Genomic DNA, 24,042 nt, shown 5'->3' on the forward strand with positions numbered 1-24,042 from the left:
CGACCTGAGGCCAGGTCGCGCGGCGAGACGGGCAACGCGGACACGCCGGGTTCAGCGCCGTCGCTGATACCAGAAGCCCAGCGCATCGCGCGTCTGCAGCATGCGTCGCCCGCGCCACAGAAAACGCAGCAGCAGGCCCAGATGCTCGCGCTTGGAAAAACTGCGCAGCTTGCGGTCGGAGGTGTGCACGGGCTGACGCAGGATCACGAACCGGCCGCAGCGCGCCAGCGCGCGGCTCAGCGCCACGTCTTCACCGGCGTAGTAACGCGTGTCGAATCCTCCGGCACTGGCGAATGCCGCGCGAGTGCAGAACAGGAAGCAGCCTGGCGCAATCCCCGACAGCCGGAACAACCAGCCGAATGCGGCCTGCGCCACGCGCTCGTGCCAGACGCGATCGCCCTGCAGACGGACCTGCGCGCCGCCGCCGACGGCGCCGGCATCCAGTGCTGCCATCGCCGCGGCCACGGCCTGCGGATTGATCAGGGTGTCGGCATCCACGAACAGCAGCCGCTCGCCCTGCGCGGCCTGGGCACCGGCGTTGCGGGTGGCAGCGATGTGCCGCAACTGCACCTCCAGCACCCGTGCGCCATTGGCGCGGGCGATGGCGGCGGTGTCGTCGTCGCAGGCATCGGCCACCACGATCACCTCGCAGTCCCGTTGCAGCGTCCTGGCGCAGGCATGCAGGCACTGCAGCGTCTGCTCGATCAGTGCGGCCTCGTTGTGGGCGGGGATCACGAAGGACAGCATAGTGCGCGAAAAAGGAAGAATCACCGATCAGTGTGCAGCCAGTCGTGCCGCACGGGTGTGAGCAAGCTCGGCGACAGTTGCCTGGTATGGCCGGTGCCGCCGCCGGTACCTGCGCGATTGCCGATACGCGCATCGCCCGCCGGGCTGCATGCGCGTAGGCCGCCTGACGCGTTTCAGCGGTGCACCGAGCCCATCGTCGCTTCCGGATAGCGCAGGCCGGCCGCGACCTGCGGCGGAAAGATCGCATCGATACGCGCAAGCTCGTCGGGCATCAGCGCGACCTCGAGTGCGGCGATGTTCTCGTCGAGATAGCTGGCGCGCTTGGTACCGGGAATCGGGATCAGGTCCTGGCCCTGCGCCAGCACCCACGCCAGTGCCAGCTGCCCGGCCGTGATGCCCTTGTCGGCTGCGATCGCCTTCACCTGCTCGACCAGTTGCAGGTTGCGGGCGAAATTCTCGCCCTGGAAGCGCGGCGAGTGCCGGCGGTAGTCGTCGGCCTCGAAGTCCTGCGGTGAAGCGATCGCCCCGGTGAGGAACCCGCGCCCGAGCGGCGAGTAAGGCACGAAGCCGATGCCGAGCTCGCGCACGGTGGCAAATACGCCGTTGTCTTCCGGTTCGCGCGACCACAGCGAGTACTCGGTCTGCACCGCCGTGATCGGATGCACCGCGTGTGCGCGCCGGATGGTCTCGGGGGCGGCTTCGGACAGACCGAGAAAGCGCACCTTGCCCTGTTCGACCAGGCGCGCCATCGCGCCCACGGTGTCTTCGATCGGCACTGCCGGATCCACGCGATGCTGGTAGTACAGGTCGATGTGGTCCACGCCCAAACGGCGCAGGCTGGCTTCGCAGGCGCTGCGCACGTATGCAGGGCTGCCATCGATTCCGCGCACCGACCGGTCGGCTGGGTCGAGCTTGATGCCGAACTTGGTCGCCAGGAACGCGTCATGCCGACGCGCGGCAATGGCCTTTCCCACCAGGATTTCGTTGGTGTGCGGGCCATACATGTCGGCGGTATCGAGCAGGCTGATGCCCTGGTCGAGCGCGCGGTGGATGACCGCGATCGAAGCGGCCTCGTCGCTGCGGTCGCCATAGAACGCACTCATGCCCATGCAGCCAAGGCCCAGAGCGGAGACGGTAGGGCCGGATCGGCCGAGCGTGCGGGTTTGCATGCGGAACTCCGTGCGGCAGAAGATCGGGAAGGGTGATGCGGCCTGCGTTACCGTGGTGTGGCGCGACCGCTAACGCCGGGACCGCTGCGCGCTGCACCGCCAGCAGCGTCCGCGTCGGCGTTGGGTGCGGATGGGCGCATCCGGCGTCTGCCAGTCATGCGCATGCGCAAGGCGCCCGGCGCCTCGCGTGCGCAAGCATCGCCCGGCGGCCGTGCGCAGGTAGCGATCGTATCGATGAGCGCTGCCGTGCCGCCGCGCGCAGGCCTGCCAATCGCCTTGCCACTCATCGCCATGCCGCGCTGCGTGCAGCAACCGGCGCAGTGCGGTGGCTGCACGCCCCTGCGTGCCGGCCGGATCAGCGCTTGAACTTGCCGGCGAATTCGGCCACGCGCTTGCCGAGCAGCCTGGCGGTTTCCAGATCGCCGCTGCGCGGCGCTTCTTCCGGCGAGGCATCCGAGGGCGAGATCGCCAGCGCGCCTGCAGAACCGGCGGTCCAGTTGATGTCCTGCGGACCGTGCGCCTTGGTGTTGGACGGCAGCAGGCCGGTACCCACCCAGACCTGGCCGTGCTGCTGCGACAGCGTCCAGAAGTACTGGATGGTGGCGTACTTGTCGCCATTGACCGACGCCGAATTGGTGAAGCCGGCGGCGATCTTGTCCTTCCACGCCTGCGCGAACCACGGCTTGGAGCTGGCGTCGGCAAACTTCTTGAACTGCCACGCCGGCCCGCCCATATAGGTGGGGCTGCCGTAGATGATGGCGTCGGCTGCGCCGATCGCCTCCCAGGCGTCGTCGGGCAGGTTGCCGTCCTGATCGATGCGGTACAGCGTGGCCTCGCCGACGCTGGCAGCGCCGGCATGCACGGCTTCGGCCAGTTTGACGGTGTGGCCGTAGCCGCTGAAGTAGATGATGGCGATCTTGCTCATGCGCAGTCCTGTTGATCCGGGTGGGGTCCCGATTGTGACCACACATGCCGTGTCAGGTTAATGACCATCGACGGGACGTACTGTTGCCGGGCTCATCAGCGCGCGGGATCGCCCATGCTGTCGACCAGGTAGTCGATGAAGCTGCGCACCTTCGGAGCCAGGTGGCTGCGGCTGGTATAGACGGCAAAGATGCCGATCTCCCCCAGTGCGTACTGCGGAAGGATGCGCACCAGCCGGCCGGCGGCCAGATGCTCGTCGGCCAGGAAGTCCGGCTGCATCGCGATGCCCAGGCCGGCCACCGCCGCTGCGCTCAGCACATGCCCGTTGTTGGCGCGCAGGCTGCCGTGGATGCGTACGTCGCTATCGCCATCGGGCCCATGGAAGCGCACCTCGTCGCCGTTGGGCGAGTAGTGGTACAGCAGGCAGTCGTGGCCGGCCAGGTCGGATGGATGCGTCGGGGTGCCGGCGCGTGCCAGGTAGGCCGGCGCCGCGCAGGGCACCAGGCGGACCGTGCCCAGGCGCCGGGCGATCAGCGTCGGCGCCGGCTGCCGGGTGATGCGGATGGCGACATCGAAACCTTCTTCGACCATGTCCACCAGCCGGTCCGACAGCGACAGGTCCAGTTCCACCTGCGGGTAGCGCGCGCAAAAGCCCGGCAGCAGCGCGGCCAGGCGCTCGATGCCATAGCTCACCGGCGCATTGACCCGCAGCACCCCGGCCGGCTCCAGCGCCTGCGCGCCGACCGTGGCCTCCAGATCGTCCAGGTCGGCCAGCAGTTGCAGGCAGCGCTGGTAATACGCGGTGCCGGCGCTGGTCAGGCTGACCCGCCGGGTGGTGCGGTTGAGCAGGCGGGTGCCCAGCCGTTGTTCGAGCGCGGCGACCTGCCGGGTCACGCTGGCGGTAGAGCGGTCCAGCGCATCGGCGGCCGCACTGAAGCCGCTGCGTTCGGCCACTGCCGCGAACACGCGCATCGCATCGAGGGTATCCATGGGTGTCCGATTGTTGCTTTGATCGCAATAAATTATCCAAACTAAAACTATTTATCAGAAATTTGTAAGCAATAGGCTGTGCAGGTCCTCACTGGAGTCCGTCCCATGTCCACCTCGCTTGCTTCCCCGCGTACCGCAGCCTATGGCACCGCCTTGTTGCGCATCAGCCTGGGCGCGCTGTTCCTGGTCCATGGCCTGACCAAGTTGCTGGTGTTCACCCCGGCCGGCACCGTGGCCTATTTCCACTCGCTGGGCCTGCCGGGCGCGCTGGCCTACCTCACCATCGCGCTGGAACTGGGTCTGGGCCTGTCCCTGCTGCTGGGCGTCTATGCGCGCTGGCTCGGGTTGCTGGGCGTGCCGCTGCTGCTGGGCACCATCGTCAGCGTGCACGGCGGCAACGGTTTCGGTTTCTCCAATCCGGGCGGCGGCTGGGAATACCCGGCGCTGTGGGCGGTGTTGCTGATCGTGCAAGCCCTGCTCGGCGAAGGCGCGTGGGCGCTGAAGCCGGCGCGTTGAGGCTGCCTGTCGTTCTTCCGAGGAGTACGCCATGACCCGTTTGCCTTCCCTGTACATCTCGCACGGATCGCCGATGACTGCGCTGCAGCCGGGGCAGGTCGGCGAGCGCCTGGCCGAGCTCGCACAGACCTTGCCGCGGCCGCGCGCGATCGTCGTTGCGTCCGCGCACTGGCTGGGCCGTCGCCCGCTGGTCAGCGGTGCGGCGCGGCCGCCCACCATCCATGACTTCGGCGGCTTCCCGGCGCCGCTGTACGAGCTGGAATATCCCGCGCCCGGCGAGCCGGCGCTGGCGCAGCAGATCCTGCGCCGGCTGGAACAGGCCGGCCTGCATCCGCATCTGGATCCGCAGCGCGGCTTCGATCATGGCGTGTGGGTGCCGCTGCGCCTGCTGTATCCGGCCGCCGACATCCCGGTGGTGTCGGTGTCGATCCAGCCCGAGCTGGGCCCGGCGCACCAGTTTGCGGTCGGCCGCGCACTGGCGCCGCTGCGCGAGGACGGGGTGCTGGTAATCGGCTCGGGCAGCATCACCCATAACCTGCACGACTTCCGCCATGGCTACAGCACCGAGCGCGAGGCGCCGTATGTGCGGCCCTTCATCGAGTGGACCGAGCGCAAACTGGTGGAGAACGACATCGCCGCGTTGCTGGACTATCGCCGGCAGGCACCGCATGCGGCACGGGCGCATCCCACCGACGAGCACCTGTTGCCGCTGTACGTGGCGATGGGCGCCGCCGGCGCCGACCGGCTCGGGGCGCAGCGCATCGATGCCGGCATCGATGCGGGATTTCTGGCGATGGATATCTACCGGTTCGACGGCGATCCCGGTGATGATCGCGCGCTTGCGGGCCTGGCCGCCGCCTGAGCCCTGGCGGGCGCAGCACGCCTGCACCGTCGCTGCCATCGACGGTGCAGGCGGCATGCCGGCCCCGCAATCCCGAGGCACTGCCCAGCCGCCTGCAAGCCATGGCATGTGGCCAGTTGCTGCCGCTGCAAACCGCTGTGGTGCGTTGGCTATAGCCCGCAAGATCCATGGTGATACGGCTTGGTACCTACGGCGCACCGGCCCGCGGCGAGCGGGCATGCTGCCCGCAAGAGCCGGCGGCGCAGCGACAAGGCATGCTGCCGACAAGCGCCGGCAGCGCAGCCAAAAGGCATGCTGCCGACAAGTGCCGACAAGTGCCGGCAGTGCAGCGCTCTGAAGCATTCACGATGAAGTGTGGTGCAGTCTCATAGGCTGAGACGCCTTCACGACATGCTGCTTGCGTGAAAATCCTCGACAAACTCGCAGTGCTGGCCGATGCGGCCAAATACGACGCGTCCTGCGCCTCCAGTGGCGCGAACAAGCGCAACTCGCTGGGCACCGGCGGGATCGGCAGCACCGAGGGCATGGGCATTTGCCACTCCTATACGCCGGACGGCCGGTGCGTCTCGCTGCTGAAGATCCTGTTGACCAACTTCTGCATCTTCGATTGCGCGTACTGCGTCAATCGGGTGTCCAGCAACGTGCGCCGTGCGCGCTTCACGCCGGAAGAAGTGGTCACGCTGACGCTGGACTTCTACAAGCGCAATTACATCGAAGGCCTGTTCCTGTCCAGCGGCATCATCCGCAACTCCGATTACACGATGGAGCAGCTGGTGGAAGTGGCGCGACAGTTGCGCGAAGAGCATCGTTTTGCCGGCTACATCCACCTCAAGACCATCCCCGATGCAACGCCGGAATTGCTGGCCGCCGCCGGCCGCTACGCCGACCGCCTGAGCATCAACGTGGAGCTGCCGACCGAGCAGGGATTGACGCTGCTGGCGCCGGAAAAAAGCGTCGGCGGCATCCGCTCGGCAATGGGCGAGCTGCGCTGGCGTATCGAAGAGAATCAGCTCGAACGCAAGGCCGAAACGGTGCGCCGCGCCAAGCCGCCACGGTTCGCGCCGGCCGGGCAGAGCACGCAGATGATCGTCGGCGCCGACGATGCCAACGACCGCAGCATCCTGGACACCAGCCACAACCTGTACGGCAATTACCGCATGCGCCGGGTGTATTACTCGGCCTTCAGCCCGATCCCGGACGCCTCGTCCAAGCTGCCGCTGCAGGCGCCGCCGCTGCAGCGCGAGCATCGGCTGTACCAGGCCGACTGGTTGTTGCGGTTCTACGAATTCAGCGTGGAAGAGATTGCACCGGCGCAGTCCAGCGGCATGCTCGATCTGGATGTGGATCCGAAGCTGGCCTGGGCGCTGCGCAATCCCGAGCGCTTTCCGGTGGATCTGAACCAGGCGCCGCGCGAGATGCTGCTGCGCGTGCCGGGCCTGGGAACCCGCAACGTGGAGCGGCTGCTGTTGTCGCGCAGGCACGCGCGGTTGCGGGTGGGGGATCTGGCGCGGCTGCGGGTGCCGATGAAGAAGTTGCTGCCGTTCGTGAGCGTGCTGGATCATCATCCGCGGCGGCGCCTGGACGATCCGGTGCGATTGCGGGCCCAGCTGGCACCCGCGCCTCGGCAGGCGGGATTGTTCGATTGATGGGCCGGGTTGGGTGATGCGGGTCTTGGGGCGGGGGTGCGATGGCGTTCTTGACGCGGGCTGGGCTGGTGGGCCGATGTGGGCTTGCGGGTGGGGCTGAGTCCGGGGGCGCCTGGCACGGCAAGTGCCAGAGCACGGCAAGTGCCAGAGCACGGCAAGTGCCAGAGCACGGCAAGTGCAGAGCTTTCGCGCCTGCGGCGCGAGTGACTTTTGTCTTGGCAAAAGTCACCAAAACCGCTGTCGCCCGACGCGATCCGGCGCAGTACAGCCGCGCCGGTCCCCTGCGCTCCTCGCCACGCGCGGCACGGCGCCCAAACTCGCTTCGCTCAAACAAGGGCGCCTCTTCGGCCACGCGTGACTGCGGTGCTCGGCTCGCTTTAAGGCGACGGGGTGAAGCAAGATCAACGGCAACGGCAACGGCAACGGCAACGGCAACGGCAACGGCAACGGCAACAACCGCAACCGCAACCGCAACAGCAACAGCAACAGCAACAACAACAGCAACAACAACAGCAACAGCCACAGCAACGACGACGGCGACGACGACGACGACAGTAGTGATGGTTGCAGCAGTGGCGGGATCTTGGTGGTGGGCTTGGTTTTCTTGGGAGTGCGGTGCGAGCGATGTTCAACGCTGAGGTAGAACCGCCGTGGAGTTTCGAGGCGTGGCGCGGGTTGGCGCGGGCGGGGTGGTGTGCGCAGGTCGAGCCGGATCATGTGGCGTGGAACGGGGGCGCGCAGGGCGGGTTGCTGATGGGGCAGGGGCTGTCGGAGCTGTCGGCCGTGGTCGCGCCGCCGCGGGTGTCGGCCGACTTCATGCAGCTGGCCGCCTCGGTGCTGTGCCACCGCGATCCGCAGCGGCATGCGGTGTTGTATCGGCTGTTGTGGCGGATCGCCTCGGGCGAGAAGGCGCTGCTGGAGCGTGCCACCGACGTGGACGTGCACCGCCTGCGGCAATGGCAGAAGGCGGTGCAACGCGATACGCACAAGATGAAGGCGTTCGTGCGCTTTCGCCGGCTGCCGGGTGAGGACGAGGACTTCATGGCCTGGTTCGAGCCGGAGCATCACATCGTGGACCGCGTGGCGCCGTTCTTCGCACGCCGTTTCGCGGGCATGCACTGGGCGATCCTGACGCCGTATCGCAGCGTGCGCTGGGATGGTCAGGCCCTGGCGTTCGGCGAGGGAGCGGTGCGCTCGCAGGTGCCGGCCGACGACGCACAGGAAGCACTGTGGCGCACCTACTATGCGCACATCTTCAATCCGGCGCGGCTCAATCCGACCATGATGCGGCAGGAAATGCCGCAGAAGTACTGGAAGAACCTGCCCGAGGCGGCCCTGCTGCCGGAGCTGATCCGCGACGCCGGCGTGCGTGTGCGCGAGATGGCCGAACGCGCGCCCGAGCCGGTCCGGCGGCGCATCCCGGCGGCAGCGGTGGCCGATGTCGTCGAGGCGACACAGAGCATCGCGCAGTTGCGCGCGGCCGCGCGCGATTGTCGGCGTTGCGAGTTGTGGCGGCCGGCCACGCAGACGGTGTTCGGCGAAGGGCCGGACGATGCGTCGGTGATGGTGATTGGCGAACAGCCGGGCGATGAGGAGGATCTGAGCGGTCGTCCCTTCGTCGGGCCGGCCGGTCGCTTGTTCAATCAGGCGCTGGGCGAGCTCGGGATCGATCGCCAGCGCTTCTACGTGACCAATGCGGTGAAACACTTCCGCTTCGAACAACGGGGCAAGCGCCGCCTGCATCGCAATCCCGAGCGCGTGCACGTGCAGGCCTGCAGTGGCTGGTTGCAGGCCGAGCGCGCCCAATTGCGTCCCGCGCAGATCGTGTGCCTGGGCGCCACCGCGGCACAGGCAGTGCTGGGCAGCAGGTTTCGGCTGATGCAGGAGCGCGGGCAGTGGCAACGCCTGGACGATGGCACACCGGTCCTGGCAACCGTGCATCCCTCCTGGGTGTTGCGGCAGGCATCGCAGTCGGCACGGGAAGACGGTTATCGCGGCTTTGTGGACGACCTGCGTCAGCTGCTTTCCAGGCCCGGCGCGGCGCCGTCACCTGGCACCAGCAACGCGTAAACAACGCAAGGAATGCCGGCAAAAAAAATGCGCGTGCATGGGCACGCGCACGGTGTCGTTACTCGACCGACACCAAGGGGGCGACCGGAACGCGGGTCGCCCCGTCACCGCCGCGTTGCGGTGATGGTGCAGCATGCGGCAGCTTCCTTCGCAGGGCAGGGAACTGCTGGCCGCAGCGGCCGCAGGGGTGCAGGAGCGTTCTCGTCCGCGCTAGGACATCCCAATGACGCATCGCGCATTCGGGAACGCTCCTGCATGAAGCAGGATCTGCAGGTGATGGTGCCGCCGGGAAGCGGCCGGGCCCAGGGGCATCGGCCGCCGGTCGATCACGGCATCAGCACCTTGTCGATGACATGGATCACGCCATTGCTCTGCATGACATCGGCGATAGTGACATTGGCGGTATTGCCCTTGGCGTCGGTCAGCGTGACCTTCTTGCCGTTGAGCTTTGCGGTGAGCGCTTCGCCCTGCACGGTGGTCAGCATGGCGCTGCCGCCGCCGGCCTTGATCTTGGCAATCAGCGATGCCGCATCCACCTTGCCCGCCACCACGTGGTAAGTCAGTACCTTGGTCAGCGTGGGCTTGGATTCGGGCTTCAGCAACGTATCGACGGTGCCGGCAGGCAACGCGGCAAAGGCGGCATTGGTGGGCGCAAACACGGTGAACGGGCCCGGGCCCTTCAAGGTCTCGACCAGGCCTGCCGCCTTGACCGCGGCGACCAGGGTGGTGTGATCCTTCGAGTTGGCCGCGTTATCGACGATGTCCTTGGTGGCCAGCATCGGCGCACCTCCCACCGTCGGATTCGAGGCGGCGTACACCGGCATCGTTGCCGAGGTGAGGGCAATGGCGGCGGCGATGGCAAGCGACTTCAATGAGGTCTTCATGAGGCAGCGATCCTTTGGATGAGCGGGCGCCCGGGGTGGCGACCGTAGACCCTGATACGCCGGCAGATGTCGTCCGGATGCATCACGCGATCTTTACATATAGGACGGAGCGCTTGAGCTCGCTGGTGACACCGTCTGTCTTCTGGCTGGCGATCGATGGCGTCCGACCCATGGCAAAGCGCTGAGCAGCGCTGCCGTGCTGCGAGCCTGCAACCACAGCAGCACCCCCGCGACTGTCCTCGCAGTGCCCGCTGCATGTTCGGTGCGCTGTGTGGCGCCGCACGCGCGAAGGGGCCGGACCTGCGGATGACCTGGTTTGCCGTCTTCTTCGCGGGTGCACCCAATGGCACTTCGGAGCGCATGCCGATGGCTGCCGCACACGGTGGCACCGGCCAACACGGATGCGCTGCCCTGCAGCGAGCGCGTATCGCGTTTCCGACAGACCGCGCCGAGGGGAACGTGATGACAAGAGGACGCGCAGACGAGGTGGCACGCGACAGGACCTTGCGCACGGCGCTGCCGTGCCGCAGCGTCCATGCAAGCTGCAGATCCAGGCCACGGAGAGCGCCTGGGCTGCAGGTCCTGTCTCGCGTTCCGCGATGCGCCACAGCGCCAGAACCTGGCGTGCGGTAGCGGTGGTTTCATCACCAGTTGCAAACCGGTATGGTCCCGTAGGTGTGTCGTCCGGCATCGCTACGACGATGCGGCGTGCGCAGCCGTCTCTTCCACCGGGTTTTTCATGCATTCGATCGATGTCGTCCTCGCCATGTTGCTGGCGGTCGCGGCCAGCGGTTACCTGATCCGCATCCTGCCGTTCTCGCTGCCGCTGCCGTTGGTCCAGATCGCGCTCGGCGCGGTGGTCTCCGGTGTGTTCGATGCCGGGCACGAACTGGAGCCGGAGCTGTTCTTCCTGTTGTTCCTGCCGCCGCTGCTGTTTCTCGATGGCTGGCGCATTCCCAAGCAAGGCCTGTTTCGCGACAAGGGCGCGATCCTGGAGCTGGCGCTGGGATTGGTCATCTTCACCGTCATCGGTGCCGGCTTTCTGATCCATTGGCTGATCCCGGCGATGCCGTTGGCGGTGGCGTTCGCGCTGGCGGCGATCATCTCGCCTACCGATCCGGTGGCTGTCTCCTCGATCGCCTCCAAGGTGCCGATTCCCAAGCGCCTGATGCACATCCTGGAAGGAGAATCGTTGCTCAACGATGCCTCCGGCCTGGTGTGTTTCCAGTTCGCGGTGGCCGCGGTACTCACCGGCACCTTCTCGGTGGCGACCGCTTCGCTGACCTTCCTGTGGGTGGCACTGGCCGGTCTGGGTCTGGGCGTGGCCACCACGTTCGGTCTGAGCCGCATCCAGGCCTGGATCTGGCGCCATTTCGGCGAGGAACCGGGCTCGGCGATCCTGGTCAATCTGCTGACGCCGTTCGCGGCCTATCTGCTGGCCGAAGCGTTCCATGCCTCTGGCATCCTGGCCGCGGTGGCTGCCGGCATCACCATGAGCTATGTGGAAATGGCCGGCAATGCGCCAGGGAACATGCGCCTGCAGCGTTCGGCGGTCTGGGACACGGTGCAGTTCACCTTCAACGGCATCATCTTCGTGTTGTTGGGCGAGCAACTGCCGGGCATCCTGGATGGCGCGGTGCGTAGCGTGCAGGAGGCCGGCCACCTCAACCCGTGGTGGCTGGCGGTCTATGTGGCGACCATCAGCACCAGTCTGATGGCGTTGCGCTTCGTCTGGGTGTGGCTGTCGCTGCGCTGGAACATCTTCAAGGCGCAACGCCGCGGCGAGCAGCACGTCAGCCCGCCCTGGCGGATCGTGGTGGCGGTGTCGCTGGCCGGTGTGCGTGGTGCCATCACCCTGGCCGGCGTGTTGACCTTGCCGCTGGTGCTGCAGGATGGTTCGCCGTTTCCGGCACGCCAGTTGGCGATCTTCCTGGCGGCGTCGGTGATCCTGGTGTCGCTGCTGGTGGCCAGCGTGGCCTTGCCGCGGCTGCTGCGCGGGCTGGAATTGCCGGAAGAAGAGGACGAGCAACAGAAGGAAGACCTGGCCATCAAGGCCGCCTCGCAGGCGGCGCTGGATGCGGTGGAAAAACTGCGCCAGCGCCTGGTGGAAGACAGCGCGCACGCCGAGCGTTACAACGCGGCCGCCAATCAGGTCAGCCAGCGCTACCAGCGCAAGCTCGGCGCGGTGGACATGGCCGACACCGACCCGGAAGAGGCCGGTGCCTACGAGCAGGCATTGCGCCAGTTCCGTCATACCGCGCTGGTGGCCGAGCGCAACGAATTGTTCAAGCTGGCCCGTCGGCGCGAGATTTCCGATGAGCTGTCGCGGCGGCTGGTGCGCAACCTGGATCTGATCGAGTCGCGCAAGCGCGCTTGAGCGCGCTTGCGCGCGCGGGATTCGGGAGTCGGGATTCGTAAAAGCCAGGCAATGACCATGGCTGCCGTAGCAGGGCATCTGGATATTGCCGCCCTCGAGCGGACGCGACGTGCAGCCTGCAGGTCTTGTTGGTGACGCAGGCACTCGCCGGGAAAATCGTGGGTTGGGCCACACCGTACCGTCTATCCCCCTCCCATCGTCACGGCACGCGGCCTACCCTGTGGCGATCATCGTTCCCGTGCACAGCCCATGACGCCCATCGTTTCCATCCAGGGAGTGAGCAAGACCTACGCCGGTGGTTTCCAGGCCCTCAAACAGGTGGATCTGCAGATCCGGCGCGGCGAGATCTTCGCGTTGCTCGGCCCCAACGGTGCCGGCAAGACCACCTTGATCAGCATCGTCTGTGGCCTGATCAACCCCAGCAGCGGCACGGTGCTGGCCGATGGCCACGACATCGTGCGCGACTACCGCGCCGCGCGCGCCAGCATTGGCCTGGTACCGCAGGAACTGGCCACCGATGCGTTCGAGACGGTGTGGGCCACGGTGCGTTTCAGCCGCGGCCTGTTCGGCAAGCCGGCCAACCCGCAGTACCTGGAAGCGGTCTTGCGCGAGCTGTCGCTGTGGGACAAGCGCAACAGCAAGATCTCCACGCTGTCCGGCGGCATGAAGCGGCGGGTGCTGATCGCCAAGGCGCTAGCGCACGAGCCGCGCATCCTGTTCCTGGACGAGCCCACCGCCGGCGTGGACGTGGAACTGCGCCACGACATGTGGCAGATGGTGCGCCGCCTGCGCGAGCAGGTCACCACCATCATCCTCACCACCCATTACATCGAGGAGGCCGAGGACATGGCCGACCGCGTCGGCGTCATCAATCGTGGTGAGCTGGTGCTGGTGGAAGACAAGCACACCCTGATGCGCAAGCTGGGCAAGAAGCAGCTGACCCTGAGCCTGCAATCGCCGCTGCAGGCCTTACCCGCCGCACTGGCGGACCTGCCGCTGGAAGTGTCGGCCGATGGCAACAGCCTGGTCTACACCTTCGATACCCAGGCCGAGCAGACCGGCATCGGCGTCGTGCTGCGCCGGCTCAACGAGCACGGGGTCGACTTCAAGGACCTGCATTCCAGCGAGAGCTCGCTGGAAGAGATCTTCGTCAACCTCGTGCACGGCGCACGCCAGCCGGAGGGACGCGCATGAACCTGCACGCGATCGCGGCGATCTATCGGTTCGAAATGGCGCGCGCCTTCCGCACGCTGACCCAGTCGATCGCCTCGCCGGTGTTGTCGACCTCGCTGTACTTCGTGGTGTTCGGTGCGGCGATCGGCTCGCGCATGGGCGATATCGACGGCGTCAGCTACGGTGCCTTCATCATTCCCGGTCTGGTGATGCTGTCGCTGCTCAACGAGAGCATCTCCAACGCCTCGTTCGGCATCTACATGCCACGCTGGGCCGGAACGATCTACGAAGTGCTGTCTGCGCCGGTGGCGTGGTGGGAAATCGTGATCGGCTACGTGGGCGCGGCGGCGACCAAGTCGGTGATGCTGGGGCTGTTGATCCTGCTGACCGCGCGGCTGTTCGTGCCGTACGAGATCGCACACCCGGTGTGGATGCTGGGGTTTCTGGTATTGACCGCGCTGACCTTCAGCCTGTTCGGTTTCATCATCGGCATCTGGGCCGATGGCTTCGAGAAGCTGCAGGTGATTCCGTTGATGGTGGTGACGCCGTTGACCTTCCTGGGCGGTAGCTTCTACTCGATCAATATGCTGCCGCCGCTGTGGCAGAAGGTCACCCTGTTCAATCCGGTGGTGTACCTGATCAGCGGGTTCCGCTGGAGTTTCTACGGCAAGGCCGATGTGCACATCGCGGTCAGTACCGGCATGACGGTGCTGTTCCTGGCGGTCTGCCTGGTCGTGGTGGCGGCGATCTTCCGCAGCGGCTATCGGCTCAAGGCGTGAGTGCGGTGGTTTTGTCGGCTGGATCCTGCCGTCAAAGGTCCAAGTCAAATGCTGAGTGGGTCGCGTGCGCGGTGCCCTCACCGCTCGCGGGACACGCCGTAAACCCGTCCATGGGGGCTCGATGGCGGCATCCATGCCGCCAACGGTCCCGCAATCGGTAAGGACACCGCACCAGACACTTTCCTGGCGGCTTTATTGAAAGCTCTGCACACCAACCAACTTGACTGGTCCTTGCCGGCCCACCGTCGCGGGACCTTACGCGGCATGGATGCCGCGTAAGAGCTTACAAGGACGTACTTGCAGCGTGTCCCGCGATGGTGGGCGGGCAAGGGGCCCTGCAGCCAGTGCCCCGCAGCCAAGGCCCTACTGCCAGGGCACAGATCCGGCGGCCTGCAGCAGCCTGGCGTGACGTAGTTCAGTCAGCCGCTTTTACTCGGCAGCCGGCTTGGCGTCGCCCTTGGTGTCCAGAAAATACGCTACGACCTCGCCCTTGACCTTCATCGTCATCGGGTTGCCGCGGCGATCGCGCGACTTGCCGACCTGCACCTTGATCCAGCCTTCGCTGACCGAGTATTCCTCCACGTTGTCGCGTTCGACACCGTTGAAGCGCACGCCGATGCCGCGGTTGAGGGCGTCGGCATCGTGGAACGGGCTGCGTGGGTCGATGGCCAGGTGATCGGGAGGGGTATCGCTCATGGGAAAGGCGTCATGACCGGCCGGGATGGTGGTCTTCGGCCGCACAGGATACGGGCCTGTGCCGGGAAGACCAGCCCTGCGCGCGCGAGGCAGGGCGGCGGCCGGTTTGCTTGCGCCGCGTCAGGCCTCACACTGCGCATCTGCAATTCTCGAGCGAGACCGTGATGCCCGACAACAGTGCCGACTACGAAGACGACGAAGGCCTGCCGCCGGAGGGCGACGAAGACGATGTCGACGACCATCCGGCGCGGGTCTGGAACCTGCTGGTATTGATCAACCCGGGCGACGAAGACACCGCGCTGGCGCAGTTCGACGCCTGGCGCGAAACGCGGGCCGAAACCGATGGCGACGAAGGCGACGAAGGCGACGATGCCTGGTTGTGGACGCTCACGGACGTGATCGACTGGCGCTCGGGCTTCTACGTCGACTGGAAGGACACCGATTCGTTCATCGCCGCCATCGACGAACTGGGCGCGCGCTGGAATCTACGCATCGACTGGGGCGGAGACCTGGACGACGAGGACTTCGCCAGTGGCCTGGATGTGCCCGACCTGATGGCGGTGGCGTTCGATCGCCTGCGCGAACACGGGTACTCGCTGTGGAACTGGAACACCGGCGGCGATGCCTATGCCGGCTGGATCGCGCTCAGCCGCGACGACGATGCGATGCTGGCACTGACCTCGTTGCTCGGGGTCGAGGTGCGGATGGGGAATGAGGCGTTCTGAGCCACGGGAGTGGGGAGTCGGGAATCGGGAATCGGGAATCGGGAATCGCAAGAGCGAAAGGGGCTGCTACACCAAGACGTTCTTGCGTAAAAGCGCTCCGTATCGGGCTCTCTCGAGAACACTGCAGCGCATGCAAGCGCCCTTGACGAGGGCGCAGCCCACGACGACCCCGCTCTTACGATTCCCCACTCCCGATTCCCGATTCCCGATTCAAGGCACCTCACCCCGCGCCTGCGCCCGAGCGTTGGCGATCAATGCCTTGAGCCGTGCGCGGTCGGTGTGGCGGGAAATGGCGATGGCGCCCAGGGCGATCGCCTCGGCGCGCAGCGGGGCGGGCACGTCGTAGTGCGCGCCGCTGAGCTTGTTCTGGAAGGCGCGGCGGGGGATGCCCAACCGCGCCGCCATGGCATGCAGCTCGTCCAGCGTATCGCCGAGCAGGTGCGCCCAGCGCTGCTCGCGCCACAGGTGCACCGCATCGTCGACGTAGACGGCCATCGGCCGGGTCAGGCCTGCTTGGGCTTCTTCGGCTGCTTGCCGGCGTCTTCGTCGGCGTCGTCCGCTACCGCGTCGGCGCTGTCTTCGCCGGCGTCTGCGTCTGCCGCAGGCGCATCGCCGCTGGCAGCGTCCTCGCCAGCCGTGCCTTCGGCGGCGTCCGCTGCGGCGTGTTCGGAATCCAGCTCGCCGTCTTCATCCGCATCGGCGTTCTGGAATTCGGCCACCCGCGCGGCCAGGTACTCCTCGGCGGTCTGGCCTTCGTCGGCGGCCAGGTCGTCGATCAGCTGCTGCAGCTGGGTCGAATAGTCCAGCGAGATGGTCTTGCCTTCGGCTTCCTGCAGGTTGGCCAGGTGCTTGAGCATGGCCAGCATCGGTACCGGGTTGTCGGCGCTGCCCATGGTCTGGCCGCCGATCGACAGCAGCCACTCGCCGTTGCCCTGCAGGCCGATGGCGGCCACGACGCGGCCGTCGGCATCCTGCAGGACCGCGTGGTTGGCGATCTGGGGCGCCTGGCCCAGACGGACGAAGGGGCGCTTGGGCTGCTGCTTCTTGCGCTTGTCGCGCTTGGCCTTGGAATTGCGGGACACGGTCTTCTCGACGCTGGGAATGGCCCGCCATTCTAGAGCGTGCGCCGCACGATGCGTTGCGCGCGGCGTGGAGGCCTTGGCGCAGCCCATACGCACCGGGGTTGCTGCGACGTGGTGCACCACCGTGACGGCGGCTTCGTTCGGATCGAATCCGTTCCGCGCATCCGGACGACACCACTGGCTGGCGCGCGCGAGGTCACAGACCACGAGCCTGCGTCAGGCTGCGCTGGGGCGGCTCACTGTGCGGACGGAGCGGCTTCCACCGCCACCCGCGGCGCGGCGACCGCCGCTTCGGCGGCCCTGGCCAGTGCGGCCGCCGACGCCACCTGCGCACGGGACGACACGCGCGGTGCGGCCGGGGGCGGCGCTGCCGCAGCGGCGGTGGGGGAGGACGGGACCGCTGCCGCTGGCGTGGGCGTGCTGCCTTCGACCGGCGTGCCCACGGTTGCGGTGCCGGTGGCCGGCGCGCCGCTCAGGTCGGGCACGTGGGTGTCCGCATCGCGGATCGGCTTGCCCAGCGCCACGCCCTGGCCAGCGCCCGCCAGCGCCGCGTTCTCGGCGTCCTGGGTCATCACCACGATGCTGATGCGGCGGTTGATCGGGTTCTGCGGATCGGCCTTGTCGAACAGCACCGACGAGGACAGCCCGACCACGCGGGTCACCTTGGCATCGGACATGCCGCCGCCCACCAGCGCGCGGCGCGCCGCATTCGCGCGGTCGGCGCTGAGTTCCCAGTTGGTATAGCCGGCGTCGCTGCTGTAGGCGGTGGTATCGGTGTGGCCGGTGATGCTGATGTGGTTGGGCACCTGATTGATGAAGCTGGACAGCTCATGCAGGATCGCCACCGTATACGGCTTGAGCTGATCGCGGCCGATATCGAACATCGGCCGGTTCTGCTTGTCCACGATCTGGATGCGCAGGCCATCAGGCGTGAGGTCCAGCAACAACTGGTCCTTGAACGGCTCCAGCGCCTGGCTCTTGTCGATGGCTTCCTTCAGTTCCTGCATCAGCGCTTCCAGGCGCTTCTTGTCCTTGGCGCGGCTGTCCACGTCGGTGTCGGCCGCATTGTCGCGCTTGCGGCCCATCTCGTCCTTCTCACCCTTGGCCATGTCGGCGGTGCCGCCGAGCTTGATCATCGAGGTGCTGGCGCCGCCGGGGCCGTTCATGCCGGGCGAGGGCGCCGGCGACTTGCCGGACAACGGGCTGGGATTGCGGAAGTATTCGGAGATCGCCGCGCGCTGCTCCTTGGTGGTGGCCGCCATCAGCCACAGCACCAGGAAGAAGGCCATCATCGCGGTCACGAAGTCGGCGAAGGCCACCTTCCAGGCGCCGCCGTGATGGCCGCCGCCCTGCACCTTCTTGACCCGCCGGATGATGACGGTGGATTTGGCCTCGGCCATGACCGCGGTCCTACTTGATCGTCTTCAGGTGCGTTTCGAAATCGCCGAAGCTCGGACGCACGTTGGAAGGCAGGGTCTTGCGCGCGAATTCCAGCGCGATCTTCGGGTTGTAGCCACGCAGGCAGGCCAGCAGCGCGGTCTTGACCGCTTCGTAGATGCGCCCGTCCTGTTCGGCGCGCGCTTCCATCGCCGCCGACAGCGGCGACACGAAGCCGTACGCCAGCAGGATGCCCAGGAAGGTACCGACCAGGGCGGCACCGACGTGGTGGCCGATCTCTTCGATCGGCCCGCCGATCGAGCCCATGGTGATCACGATGCCGAGCACCGCGGCCACGATGCCGAAGCCGGGCAGGCCGTCGGAGACCTTGCTCAGCGCATGCGATGGCGCCAGGGCCTCGTGGTGATGTTTTTCCAGTTCCAGTTCGAGCAGTGGTTCCAGCTCGTGCGGCTCGATGTTGCTGCCGATCATCAGGCGCAGACAGTCGGTGATGAAGTCCAGCAGATGATGGTCGGCCACCACCTTGGGGTAGTTGCCGAAGATGGTGCTGTCCTGCGGCTTTTCGACATGGTCTTCCAGCGCCATGAAGCCGTCGCGGCGGGCCTTGTTGAGCAGCTCGTAGATCAGGCTCAGGGTGTCCTTGTAGTCGTCGGACTTGTATTGCGGACCCTTGAACACGCCCATGATGCCGCTGAGCGTTTCCTTGACGATCTTGCCCGGCGTGCTGACCAGGAACGCGCCCAGCGCCGCGCCACCGATGATCATCAGCTCGTAGGGTTGCCACAACGCGCCCAGCTTTCCGTGCGACAGCACGTAGCCGCCGAGGACGCTGACGATGACGACAATGAAGCCAACGATGATGAGCATGGCGCAGCCGGACGCAAACTGGGGTTGCTAGTGGTTTCGGCTTGCGTGGCGGATTCTTGAAGTGCCGGGTGCGAAGGTGTGCGCTCCAGCTGAACGCTCAGCCGATTGTCGCGGCGGCCTCATGCACACATTTGATCGCTTCGCCGCCAGCCAGCGACAGCGTCGCTTCGCCGCCATGTTCCCAGAACTGATTGCCCTGGACATCGGCAAAGCGCGCCCCGGAGCCGGCCTGGGCGCCGAGCAGGGTCAGCGTTCGCTGTTCCAGCGTCAGGCGAAGGGCATCGCTGGCCGGATCGAAACGTGTGGTGACGCGGCGCGGGCCGCAGCGCCAGGCCACTGCGTCGGCGGGTAGCGATGGCGCATCGGATGGGGCGCTCGCCGTGCCCGGGCGGGGTGGCGGGCCATTCACGCTGGCGTCGGTGCCGGCGGGAGGCTGGTGGGCGGGGGCGGCAGGCGAGGCCGCAACGGGCGAGCTGGCCGGCTGCGCCGTTGTTGGCCTGTCGCCTGCGCTGCAAGCGGCAAGCGCGCTCGCCAGCAGGCTGGCGGAGATCAGGGTCGAGAGGATCTGCATCTGCTTGACTCCTGGCTGGATCCGGATTGCCGCGGCAGCGGCGATGAAGCGCGCTTGGCTGCGTGTGCCGCGATGCAGGCGGTGCGATCGCCGCAGCCGTCGATCGCGTCCGCTTCCCGGCGCCGTGGAGCCTCAGGCTGGCTGCGCCTCTGCGCCACCACGCTGCAAGGGATTCGGGAACGGCTGCCCGGTTTCGGTGAAGCCCAGCGACACCGAATTGAGGCAGTGGCGCTCGCCGGTCGGCGGCGGGCCGTCCGGAAACACGTGGCCCAGATGGCTGTCGCAGCGCGCGCAGACGATCTCGGTGCGGATCATGCCGTAACTGGTATCACGGATCTCGCGGACATGGGCGCTGTCGTACGGGGCGAAGAAGCTCGGCCAGCCCGTGCCGGAGTCGAACTTGGTGCTGGAGCGGAACAGCGGCAGCCCGCACAGGCGGCAGCCGTAGACCCCGTCCAGCTTGTTGTCCAGGAACACCCCGCAGAACGGCGCCTCGGTGCCATGTTGCAGCAAAACGCGCCGTTCCTCGTCGCTGAGTCCGGCGATCAGGGCGTCGCGCTGGGCGGGGGAGGGAGGGGTCAGATCGAACTGGCTCATGAGGCTCTCGCAGAACTGCGCCAGCAGGGCGCCGGCATCTGCTCCAGTGATGTGGGCAGTGCGCGACGGGTTCAACCGCCCGATGTCGCGCCCGGGCCGGCGGCCCCCCGTGCGCGCGGGGCTCGGACCGTTGCGCCGCGCCTGTTCCCGGCGCGCCCGGCAGCGCAGCCGCGGCGTGAGTGATCAGGGCACGCCTCTTCGCGCCGCCGTGACCTGGCCGACGCGTTCATCGGCAGAGCTCGGACCTGCATTGCCGTACCGGCCTGGCGTCCCCATTGCAGTGGAACGACCACATTACCGGGGGTGACGTCATGGCAATCCAGCGTTCGACACGTGGCGTGCTGCTCTGCGCCTTGCTCACCTGCGCCGGCACGGCAGTGGCGCAATCGGCCACCAGTACGCGCTCGTCCACGAGCCTGCAGCCCATCACCACGCCGACGCCGGTTCAGCCGACCGTGACGCCCCCGCGTGCCATGCAGCCGCCCCCGGCCGCCGCACCCGTGCCCTCGCAGCTGGGGCAGCGCCCGGCCGCGCCGACCATCCCGACCCATGGCCCGGCGCTGACGCCGACGGCACCGGCAGGCAGCCAGGTCGCGCCCGCCGGCGCGCCCATGGTCTACGACCGCAATGGCCGTCTGCTGCAAGGCATGCAGCCGGCCGGTCCCAACCGGGTGCTGGATATCAAGACCGGGCGCTACTACGACGCGGTTCCGGCCGGCGACGGCATGCGCGTGGTGCGTTGACCCCAGCCGTCACGAATCCCCACTCCCGAATCCTGGATCTCAGCCCTCGATCGGCAACGCCAGGGTCTCCTTGACCTCTTCCATCACGATGTAGCTCTTGGATTCGCGCACGTGCGGCAGGGTCAGCAAGGTGCTGCCGAGCAGTTTGCGATAGGAGGCCATCTCGCTGATGCGTGCCTTGAGCAGATAGTCGAAATCGCCGGAGACCAGGTGGCATTCCAGCACGTTGGGCAGCTTCAGCGCGGCGCGGCGGAATTCCTCGAAGATGTCGCCGGATTTGTAGGCCAGGCTGATCTCCACAAAAACCAGCAGGCTGGCCTTAAGGTAATGCGGATCCAGCCGGGCGTAGTAGCCGGTAATGGCGCCGTCGCGCTCCAGCCGGCGCACCCGCTCGGTGCACGGCGTGGTCGACAGGCCCACCCGTTCGCCCAGTTCCGTGAACGAAATGCGCCCCTCCTGCTGCAGGATGCGCAGGATCTTGCGATCGATCTTGTCCAGTTCGCGCGTACGGGCGGGCATGGGATTTGGCTCCACTGGGTTTGACAGGAATTTTCACTGCAAAGGCGGCTCCATTCCGGAAATGGCACTGCCTGGCTCGCAATATACTGTGCCTAACTGGTTCCCCAAGCGCGTGGTCGTGGGGGAATACCCTTTCAGGAGAGCGACATGCGGGTGCTCATTCTCGGTAGCGGCGTCATCGGCACCACCAGCGCGTGGTATCTGGCCCAGGCCGGCTGCGAGGTCACCGTGGTCGACCGCCAGCCGGCGGCGGCGCTGGAGACCAGCTATGCCAATGCCGGCCAGCTGTCGTTCGGCTATACCTCGCCATGGGCCGCGCCCGGCGTACCCGGCAAGGCGATGAAGTGGTTGTTCGAACAGCATGCGCCGCTGTCGATCCGCCCCACCCGCGATCTGCGCCAGCTGGCATGGCTGAGCCAGATGCTGCGCAACTGCACCGCCGAGCGTTACGCGGTGAACAAGGCGCGCATGGTGCGCATGTCCGACTACAGCCGCGACTGCCTCAATGCGTTGCGTGCCGACACCGGCATCGAATTCGAAGGCCGCCAGCTTGGCACCACCCAGCTGTTCCGCACCCAGCAGCAGCTGGATGCCGCCGCGCAGGACATCGAGGTGCTGGCCCAGTACGGCGTGCCGTACGAGCTGCTGAGCCCGGCGCAGATCGCCCAGTACGAGCCCGGCCTGGCTGGGGGCGGTGCGCAGATGGCCGGCGCCCTGCGCCTGCCTGAAGACCAGACCGGCGACTGCCGGCTGTTCACCCAGCGCCTGGCCGCGCTGGCCGCGCAGGCCGGCGTCACCTTCCGCTACGGGCAGCAGGTCGAGCGCCTGCTGCATGCCGGTGGTGAGATCGCCGGTGTGCAGATCGACGGCCGCACCGAGACCGCCGACCGCTACGTGCTGGCGCTGGGCAGCTATTCGGCCGACCTGCTGCTGTCGCTGGGCCTGCACCTACCGGTTTATCCGCTCAAGGGCTATTCGCTGACCATTCCGATCGTCGATGCGCAGCGCGCGCCGACCTCCACGGTGCTGGACGAGAGCTACAAGATCGCCTTGACCCGCTTCGACGACCGCATCCGCGTCGGCGGCATGGCCGAGGTGGCCGGGTTCGACCTGTCGCTGAATCCACGCCGCCGCGCCACCCTGGAAATGGTGGTCAACGACCTGTATCCCGGCGGCGGCGACCTGGCGCACGCCGAGTTCTGGACCGGTCTTCGCCCGGCCACCCCGGATGGCACGCCGGTGGTCGGTGCCACGCCGTATTCCAACCTGTTCCTCAATACCGGCCACGGCACCCTGGGCTGGACCATGGCCTGCGGCTCCGGGCGCTACCTGGCCGACCTGATGCAGGGGCGCACGCCCGAAATCGATACCGAAGGGCTGGACGTGTTCCGCTACCTGTCACCGCGCACGGCGCGTCCGCAGCGGGAGGCCGCGTAGTGCGTCCTGCGCAGGCGTCGATCGATCTGGACGCATTGCGTCACAACTACCGCCTGGCCAGACGGCTGGGCGGCAGCAAGGCGCTGGCGGTGGTCAAGGCCGATGCCTATGGGCACGGCGCGGTGCGCTGCGCGCAGGCGCTGGAGCCGGAGGCCGACGGCTTCGCAGTGGCCTGCATCGAAGAGGCGCTGGAACTGCGCCAGGCAGGTATCGCTGCGCCGATCCTGCTGCTGGAAGGCTTTTTCGAGCAGGACGAGCTGCGCCTGATCGCCGAGCACGATCTATGGACGGTGGTGGCCACCCCGCAGCAGGTGCGCGCACTGGCCGAGTTCCAGAGCCCGCGGCCGCTGCGCATCTGGTTGAAGCTGGATAGCGGCATGCACCGGCTGGGGCTGTCGCCGGAGGACTTCCGCGCGGCCTGGCTGCGCCTGCGTGGCCTGCCCCAGATCGCCTCGATCGTGCTGATGACCCACCTGGCGCGTGCCGACGAGCTGGACTGCAGCCGCACCGACGAACAGGCGGTGGCCTTTGCGCTGACCGCTGGCGGCATGCGTGCGGAAACCAGCATCCGCAATTCGCCCGGTCTGCTCGGCTGGCCGGCCCTGCGCAACGACTGGTCGCGCCCGGGCCTGATGCTGTACGGCGCGAACCCTTTTCCGCAGGACACCGAACTGACCGCACAGCTGCGCCCGGTGATGACGCTGCGCTCGCGCATCATCTCGGTGCGCGAGCTGCCGGTCGGCGAACCGGTGGGTTACGGCGCCCGCTTCGTGGCGCAGCGGCCGACGCGGGTGGGCGTGGTGGCGATGGGATACGCCGACGGCTACCCGCAATTCGCGCCCAACGGTACCCCGGTGCTGGTCGATGGGCAGGTCTGCCCGCTGATCGGGCGCGTGTCCATGGACATGCTGACCGTGGACCTGACCGATCACCCGCAGGCAGGCATCGGCACGCCGGTGCAGCTGTGGGGCCAGGCCCCACGTCCCGGCGCGCTGGCAGCGCACTGCAATGTCAGCGCCTATCAATTGTTGTGCGGCCTAAAGCGCGTGCCGCGGGTGTACGTGGGCGAGGCCGAAGTTTCCTTCTCCCTTCGGGAGAAGGTGGCGCGAAGCGCCGGATGAGGGTGCGAGCGAAGCGACGTGCAGTCTGGAAGAGCAGAAGTGCCTAGCTCCGAACCCTCAGTCCCAATCCCCTATCCGCGCTTGCGGCGCTGGTACTTCGCGCCGGTGCCGCACCATGCCTTACCTCCGAGGAGAGGTGGACTTCGAGC

The 24,042-nt window shown here is 67.1% G+C and carries 25 protein-coding genes; 11 read left to right on the forward strand and 14 right to left on the reverse strand.

Annotated features, from left to right (window positions below):
* Positions 1 to 51: 51 nt before the first annotated feature.
* The 4 genes from LL962_RS02455 to LL962_RS02470 all read right to left on the reverse strand — a co-directional run bounded on the left by LL962_RS02455 (position 52) and on the right by LL962_RS02470 (position 3,830).
* Positions 52 to 747 carry a glycosyltransferase gene (locus LL962_RS02455; RefSeq protein ID WP_228315883.1) on the reverse strand — a complete coding sequence of 232 codons (696 nt, stop codon included), beginning with the start codon at positions 745 to 747 and terminating at the stop codon, positions 52 to 54.
* A 173-nt stretch (positions 748 to 920) separates the two neighbouring features.
* On the reverse strand, positions 921 to 1,916 hold the full coding sequence (locus tag LL962_RS02460) for an aldo/keto reductase (RefSeq protein WP_228315779.1): 996 nt from the start codon (positions 1,914 to 1,916) through the stop codon (positions 921 to 923).
* A 355-nt stretch (positions 1,917 to 2,271) separates the two neighbouring features.
* Complete coding sequence (locus LL962_RS02465) at positions 2,272 to 2,841, reverse strand: flavodoxin family protein (RefSeq protein WP_228315780.1); 570 nt, start codon at positions 2,839 to 2,841, stop codon at positions 2,272 to 2,274.
* Positions 2,842 to 2,936: 95 nt separating this feature from the next.
* Positions 2,937 to 3,830 carry a LysR family transcriptional regulator gene (locus tag LL962_RS02470; RefSeq protein WP_046344519.1) on the reverse strand — a complete coding sequence of 298 codons (894 nt, stop codon included), beginning with the start codon at positions 3,828 to 3,830 and terminating at the stop codon, positions 2,937 to 2,939.
* 105 nt (positions 3,831 to 3,935) lie between these two features.
* Here LL962_RS02470 and LL962_RS02475 point away from each other — a divergent pair, with 105 nt between their 5' ends.
* From LL962_RS02475 to LL962_RS02485, 3 genes are all read left to right on the forward strand, one after another.
* On the forward strand, positions 3,936 to 4,346 hold the full coding sequence (locus LL962_RS02475; RefSeq protein WP_104585254.1) for a DoxX family protein: 411 nt from the start codon (positions 3,936 to 3,938) through the stop codon (positions 4,344 to 4,346).
* A gap of 31 nt (positions 4,347 to 4,377) precedes the next feature.
* On the forward strand, positions 4,378 to 5,208 hold the full coding sequence (locus tag LL962_RS02480) for a dioxygenase family protein (RefSeq protein ID WP_228315781.1): 831 nt from the start codon (positions 4,378 to 4,380) through the stop codon (positions 5,206 to 5,208).
* Positions 5,209 to 5,609: 401 nt separating this feature from the next.
* A complete protein-coding gene (locus tag LL962_RS02485) occupies positions 5,610 to 6,854 on the forward strand; it encodes a putative DNA modification/repair radical SAM protein (protein ID WP_228315782.1) in 1,245 nt (414 codons plus the stop codon).
* 225 nt (positions 6,855 to 7,079) lie between these two features.
* Here LL962_RS02485 and LL962_RS02490 read toward each other — a convergent pair whose 3' ends face one another.
* A complete protein-coding gene (locus LL962_RS02490) occupies positions 7,080 to 7,571 on the reverse strand; it encodes a hypothetical protein (RefSeq protein ID WP_228315901.1) in 492 nt (163 codons plus the stop codon).
* Between LL962_RS02490 and LL962_RS02495 the strand changes: the two genes are divergently transcribed.
* On the forward strand, positions 7,479 to 8,924 hold the full coding sequence (locus LL962_RS02495; protein WP_228315783.1) for a UdgX family uracil-DNA binding protein: 1,446 nt from the start codon (positions 7,479 to 7,481) through the stop codon (positions 8,922 to 8,924). The genes LL962_RS02490 and LL962_RS02495 overlap by 93 nt on opposite strands.
* A 326-nt stretch (positions 8,925 to 9,250) precedes the next feature.
* Here the strand turns inward: LL962_RS02495 and LL962_RS02500 are convergent, their stop codons facing one another.
* Entirely contained in the window at positions 9,251 to 9,808 is a 558-nt protein-coding gene (locus LL962_RS02500) for a fasciclin domain-containing protein (protein ID WP_167395181.1), read from the reverse strand.
* A 739-nt stretch (positions 9,809 to 10,547) separates the two neighbouring features.
* On the opposite strand from LL962_RS02500, the gene LL962_RS02505 reads away from it, so the two are divergent.
* The 3 genes from LL962_RS02505 (at position 10,548) to LL962_RS02515 (ending at position 14,137) form a co-directional block, all read left to right on the forward strand.
* Positions 10,548 to 12,185: a Na+/H+ antiporter gene (locus tag LL962_RS02505; protein WP_228315784.1), complete on the forward strand. Its 1,638-nt coding sequence runs from the start codon at positions 10,548 to 10,550 to the stop codon at positions 12,183 to 12,185.
* Between the two features lie 249 nt (positions 12,186 to 12,434).
* Positions 12,435 to 13,379, forward strand: a complete 945-nt coding sequence (locus tag LL962_RS02510; protein ID WP_228315785.1) for an ABC transporter ATP-binding protein — start codon at positions 12,435 to 12,437, stop codon at positions 13,377 to 13,379.
* Positions 13,376 to 14,137: an ABC transporter permease gene (locus tag LL962_RS02515; protein ID WP_104585240.1), complete on the forward strand. Its 762-nt coding sequence runs from the start codon at positions 13,376 to 13,378 to the stop codon at positions 14,135 to 14,137. Before LL962_RS02510 ends, LL962_RS02515 begins: the two co-directional genes overlap by 4 nt.
* A 429-nt stretch (positions 14,138 to 14,566) precedes the next feature.
* Here the strand turns inward: LL962_RS02515 and LL962_RS02520 are convergent, their stop codons facing one another.
* A complete protein-coding gene (locus LL962_RS02520; RefSeq protein ID WP_228315786.1) occupies positions 14,567 to 14,833 on the reverse strand; it encodes a DUF3297 family protein in 267 nt (88 codons plus the stop codon).
* Between the two features lie 164 nt (positions 14,834 to 14,997).
* Between LL962_RS02520 and LL962_RS02525 the strand changes: the two genes are divergently transcribed.
* A complete protein-coding gene (locus LL962_RS02525) occupies positions 14,998 to 15,558 on the forward strand; it encodes a DUF6630 family protein (protein WP_228315787.1) in 561 nt (186 codons plus the stop codon).
* 210 nt (positions 15,559 to 15,768) lie between these two features.
* On the opposite strand, the gene LL962_RS02530 is transcribed toward LL962_RS02525, so the two are convergent.
* The 6 genes from LL962_RS02530 to msrB all read right to left on the reverse strand — a co-directional run bounded on the left by LL962_RS02530 (position 15,769) and on the right by msrB (position 20,073).
* Positions 15,769 to 16,053 carry a DUF4031 domain-containing protein gene (locus LL962_RS02530; protein ID WP_228315788.1) on the reverse strand — a complete coding sequence of 95 codons (285 nt, stop codon included), beginning with the start codon at positions 16,051 to 16,053 and terminating at the stop codon, positions 15,769 to 15,771.
* An 8-nt stretch (positions 16,054 to 16,061) separates the two neighbouring features.
* Positions 16,062 to 16,640, reverse strand: a complete 579-nt coding sequence (locus LL962_RS02535; protein WP_228315789.1) for a hypothetical protein — start codon at positions 16,638 to 16,640, stop codon at positions 16,062 to 16,064.
* 236 nt (positions 16,641 to 16,876) lie between these two features.
* Positions 16,877 to 18,040, reverse strand: a complete 1,164-nt coding sequence (gene motB / locus LL962_RS02540; protein WP_104585224.1) for a flagellar motor protein MotB — start codon at positions 18,038 to 18,040, stop codon at positions 16,877 to 16,879.
* A gap of 10 nt (positions 18,041 to 18,050) precedes the next feature.
* Positions 18,051 to 18,905, reverse strand: coding sequence for a flagellar motor stator protein MotA (gene motA / locus LL962_RS02545; RefSeq protein ID WP_003489127.1), 855 nt, complete (start codon positions 18,903 to 18,905; stop codon positions 18,051 to 18,053).
* Between the two features lie 97 nt (positions 18,906 to 19,002).
* Positions 19,003 to 19,476: an MliC family protein gene (locus LL962_RS02550; protein WP_228315790.1), complete on the reverse strand. Its 474-nt coding sequence runs from the start codon at positions 19,474 to 19,476 to the stop codon at positions 19,003 to 19,005.
* A gap of 132 nt (positions 19,477 to 19,608) precedes the next feature.
* Positions 19,609 to 20,073 (reverse strand): peptide-methionine (R)-S-oxide reductase MsrB, encoded by a 465-nt coding sequence (gene msrB / locus LL962_RS02555; protein ID WP_104585614.1) that lies wholly within the window; start codon positions 20,071 to 20,073, stop codon positions 19,609 to 19,611.
* 311 nt (positions 20,074 to 20,384) lie between these two features.
* Here msrB and LL962_RS02560 point away from each other — a divergent pair, with 311 nt between their 5' ends.
* Complete coding sequence (locus LL962_RS02560) at positions 20,385 to 20,816, forward strand: hypothetical protein (RefSeq protein WP_228315791.1); 432 nt, start codon at positions 20,385 to 20,387, stop codon at positions 20,814 to 20,816.
* 39 nt (positions 20,817 to 20,855) lie between these two features.
* On the opposite strand, the gene LL962_RS02565 is transcribed toward LL962_RS02560, so the two are convergent.
* The gene (locus LL962_RS02565) at positions 20,856 to 21,335 is read right to left on the reverse strand and encodes an Lrp/AsnC ligand binding domain-containing protein (RefSeq protein ID WP_104585220.1); all 480 of its coding nucleotides are present in this window, start codon (positions 21,333 to 21,335) and stop codon (positions 20,856 to 20,858) included.
* Positions 21,336 to 21,482: 147 nt separating this feature from the next.
* Here LL962_RS02565 and LL962_RS02570 point away from each other — a divergent pair, with 147 nt between their 5' ends.
* Both LL962_RS02570 and alr read left to right on the forward strand, forming a co-directional pair.
* A complete protein-coding gene (locus LL962_RS02570) occupies positions 21,483 to 22,772 on the forward strand; it encodes a D-amino acid dehydrogenase (RefSeq protein WP_104585218.1) in 1,290 nt (429 codons plus the stop codon).
* Entirely contained in the window at positions 22,772 to 23,893 is a 1,122-nt protein-coding gene (gene alr / locus LL962_RS02575) for an alanine racemase (protein ID WP_104585216.1), read from the forward strand. Before LL962_RS02570 ends, alr begins: the two co-directional genes overlap by 1 nt.
* The last annotated feature ends 149 nt before the right edge of the window (positions 23,894 to 24,042 follow it).

This window comes from Xanthomonas sp. NCPPB 1067 (assembly GCF_020783795.1).
Taxonomy (GTDB): domain Bacteria; phylum Pseudomonadota; class Gammaproteobacteria; order Xanthomonadales; family Xanthomonadaceae; genus Xanthomonas; species Xanthomonas melonis.

Excerpts from the sequence above, each read along its gene's own strand:
- LL962_RS02455 (WP_228315883.1), bottom strand. The coding sequence starts at position 747 with ATGCTGTCCTTCGTGATCCCCGCCCACAACGAGGCCGCACTGATCGAG.
- LL962_RS02460 (WP_228315779.1), bottom strand. The coding sequence starts at position 1,916 with ATGCAAACCCGCACGCTCGGCCGATCCGGCCCTACCGTCTCCGCTCTG.
- LL962_RS02465 (WP_228315780.1), bottom strand. The coding sequence starts at position 2,841 with ATGAGCAAGATCGCCATCATCTACTTCAGCGGCTACGGCCACACCGTC.
- LL962_RS02470 (WP_046344519.1), bottom strand. The coding sequence starts at position 3,830 with ATGGATACCCTCGATGCGATGCGCGTGTTCGCGGCAGTGGCCGAACGC.
- LL962_RS02475 (WP_104585254.1), top strand. The coding sequence starts at position 3,936 with ATGTCCACCTCGCTTGCTTCCCCGCGTACCGCAGCCTATGGCACCGCC.
- LL962_RS02480 (WP_228315781.1), top strand. The coding sequence starts at position 4,378 with ATGACCCGTTTGCCTTCCCTGTACATCTCGCACGGATCGCCGATGACT.
- LL962_RS02495 (WP_228315783.1), top strand. The coding sequence starts at position 7,479 with ATGTTCAACGCTGAGGTAGAACCGCCGTGGAGTTTCGAGGCGTGGCGC.
- LL962_RS02490 (WP_228315901.1), bottom strand. The coding sequence starts at position 7,571 with ATGATCCGGCTCGACCTGCGCACACCACCCCGCCCGCGCCAACCCGCG.
- LL962_RS02500 (WP_167395181.1), bottom strand. The coding sequence starts at position 9,808 with ATGAAGACCTCATTGAAGTCGCTTGCCATCGCCGCCGCCATTGCCCTC.
- LL962_RS02505 (WP_228315784.1), top strand. The coding sequence starts at position 10,548 with ATGCATTCGATCGATGTCGTCCTCGCCATGTTGCTGGCGGTCGCGGCC.
- LL962_RS02510 (WP_228315785.1), top strand. The coding sequence starts at position 12,435 with ATGACGCCCATCGTTTCCATCCAGGGAGTGAGCAAGACCTACGCCGGT.
- LL962_RS02515 (WP_104585240.1), top strand. The coding sequence starts at position 13,376 with ATGAACCTGCACGCGATCGCGGCGATCTATCGGTTCGAAATGGCGCGC.
- LL962_RS02520 (WP_228315786.1), bottom strand. The coding sequence starts at position 14,833 with ATGAGCGATACCCCTCCCGATCACCTGGCCATCGACCCACGCAGCCCG.
- LL962_RS02525 (WP_228315787.1), top strand. The coding sequence starts at position 14,998 with ATGCCCGACAACAGTGCCGACTACGAAGACGACGAAGGCCTGCCGCCG.
- LL962_RS02530 (WP_228315788.1), bottom strand. The coding sequence starts at position 16,053 with ATGGCCGTCTACGTCGACGATGCGGTGCACCTGTGGCGCGAGCAGCGC.
- motB (WP_104585224.1), bottom strand. The coding sequence starts at position 18,040 with ATGGCCGAGGCCAAATCCACCGTCATCATCCGGCGGGTCAAGAAGGTG.
- motA (WP_003489127.1), bottom strand. The coding sequence starts at position 18,905 with ATGCTCATCATCGTTGGCTTCATTGTCGTCATCGTCAGCGTCCTCGGC.
- LL962_RS02550 (WP_228315790.1), bottom strand. The coding sequence starts at position 19,476 with ATGCAGATCCTCTCGACCCTGATCTCCGCCAGCCTGCTGGCGAGCGCG.
- msrB (WP_104585614.1), bottom strand. The coding sequence starts at position 20,073 with ATGAGCCAGTTCGATCTGACCCCTCCCTCCCCCGCCCAGCGCGACGCC.
- LL962_RS02560 (WP_228315791.1), top strand. The coding sequence starts at position 20,385 with ATGGCAATCCAGCGTTCGACACGTGGCGTGCTGCTCTGCGCCTTGCTC.
- LL962_RS02565 (WP_104585220.1), bottom strand. The coding sequence starts at position 21,335 with ATGCCCGCCCGTACGCGCGAACTGGACAAGATCGATCGCAAGATCCTG.
- LL962_RS02570 (WP_104585218.1), top strand. The coding sequence starts at position 21,483 with ATGCGGGTGCTCATTCTCGGTAGCGGCGTCATCGGCACCACCAGCGCG.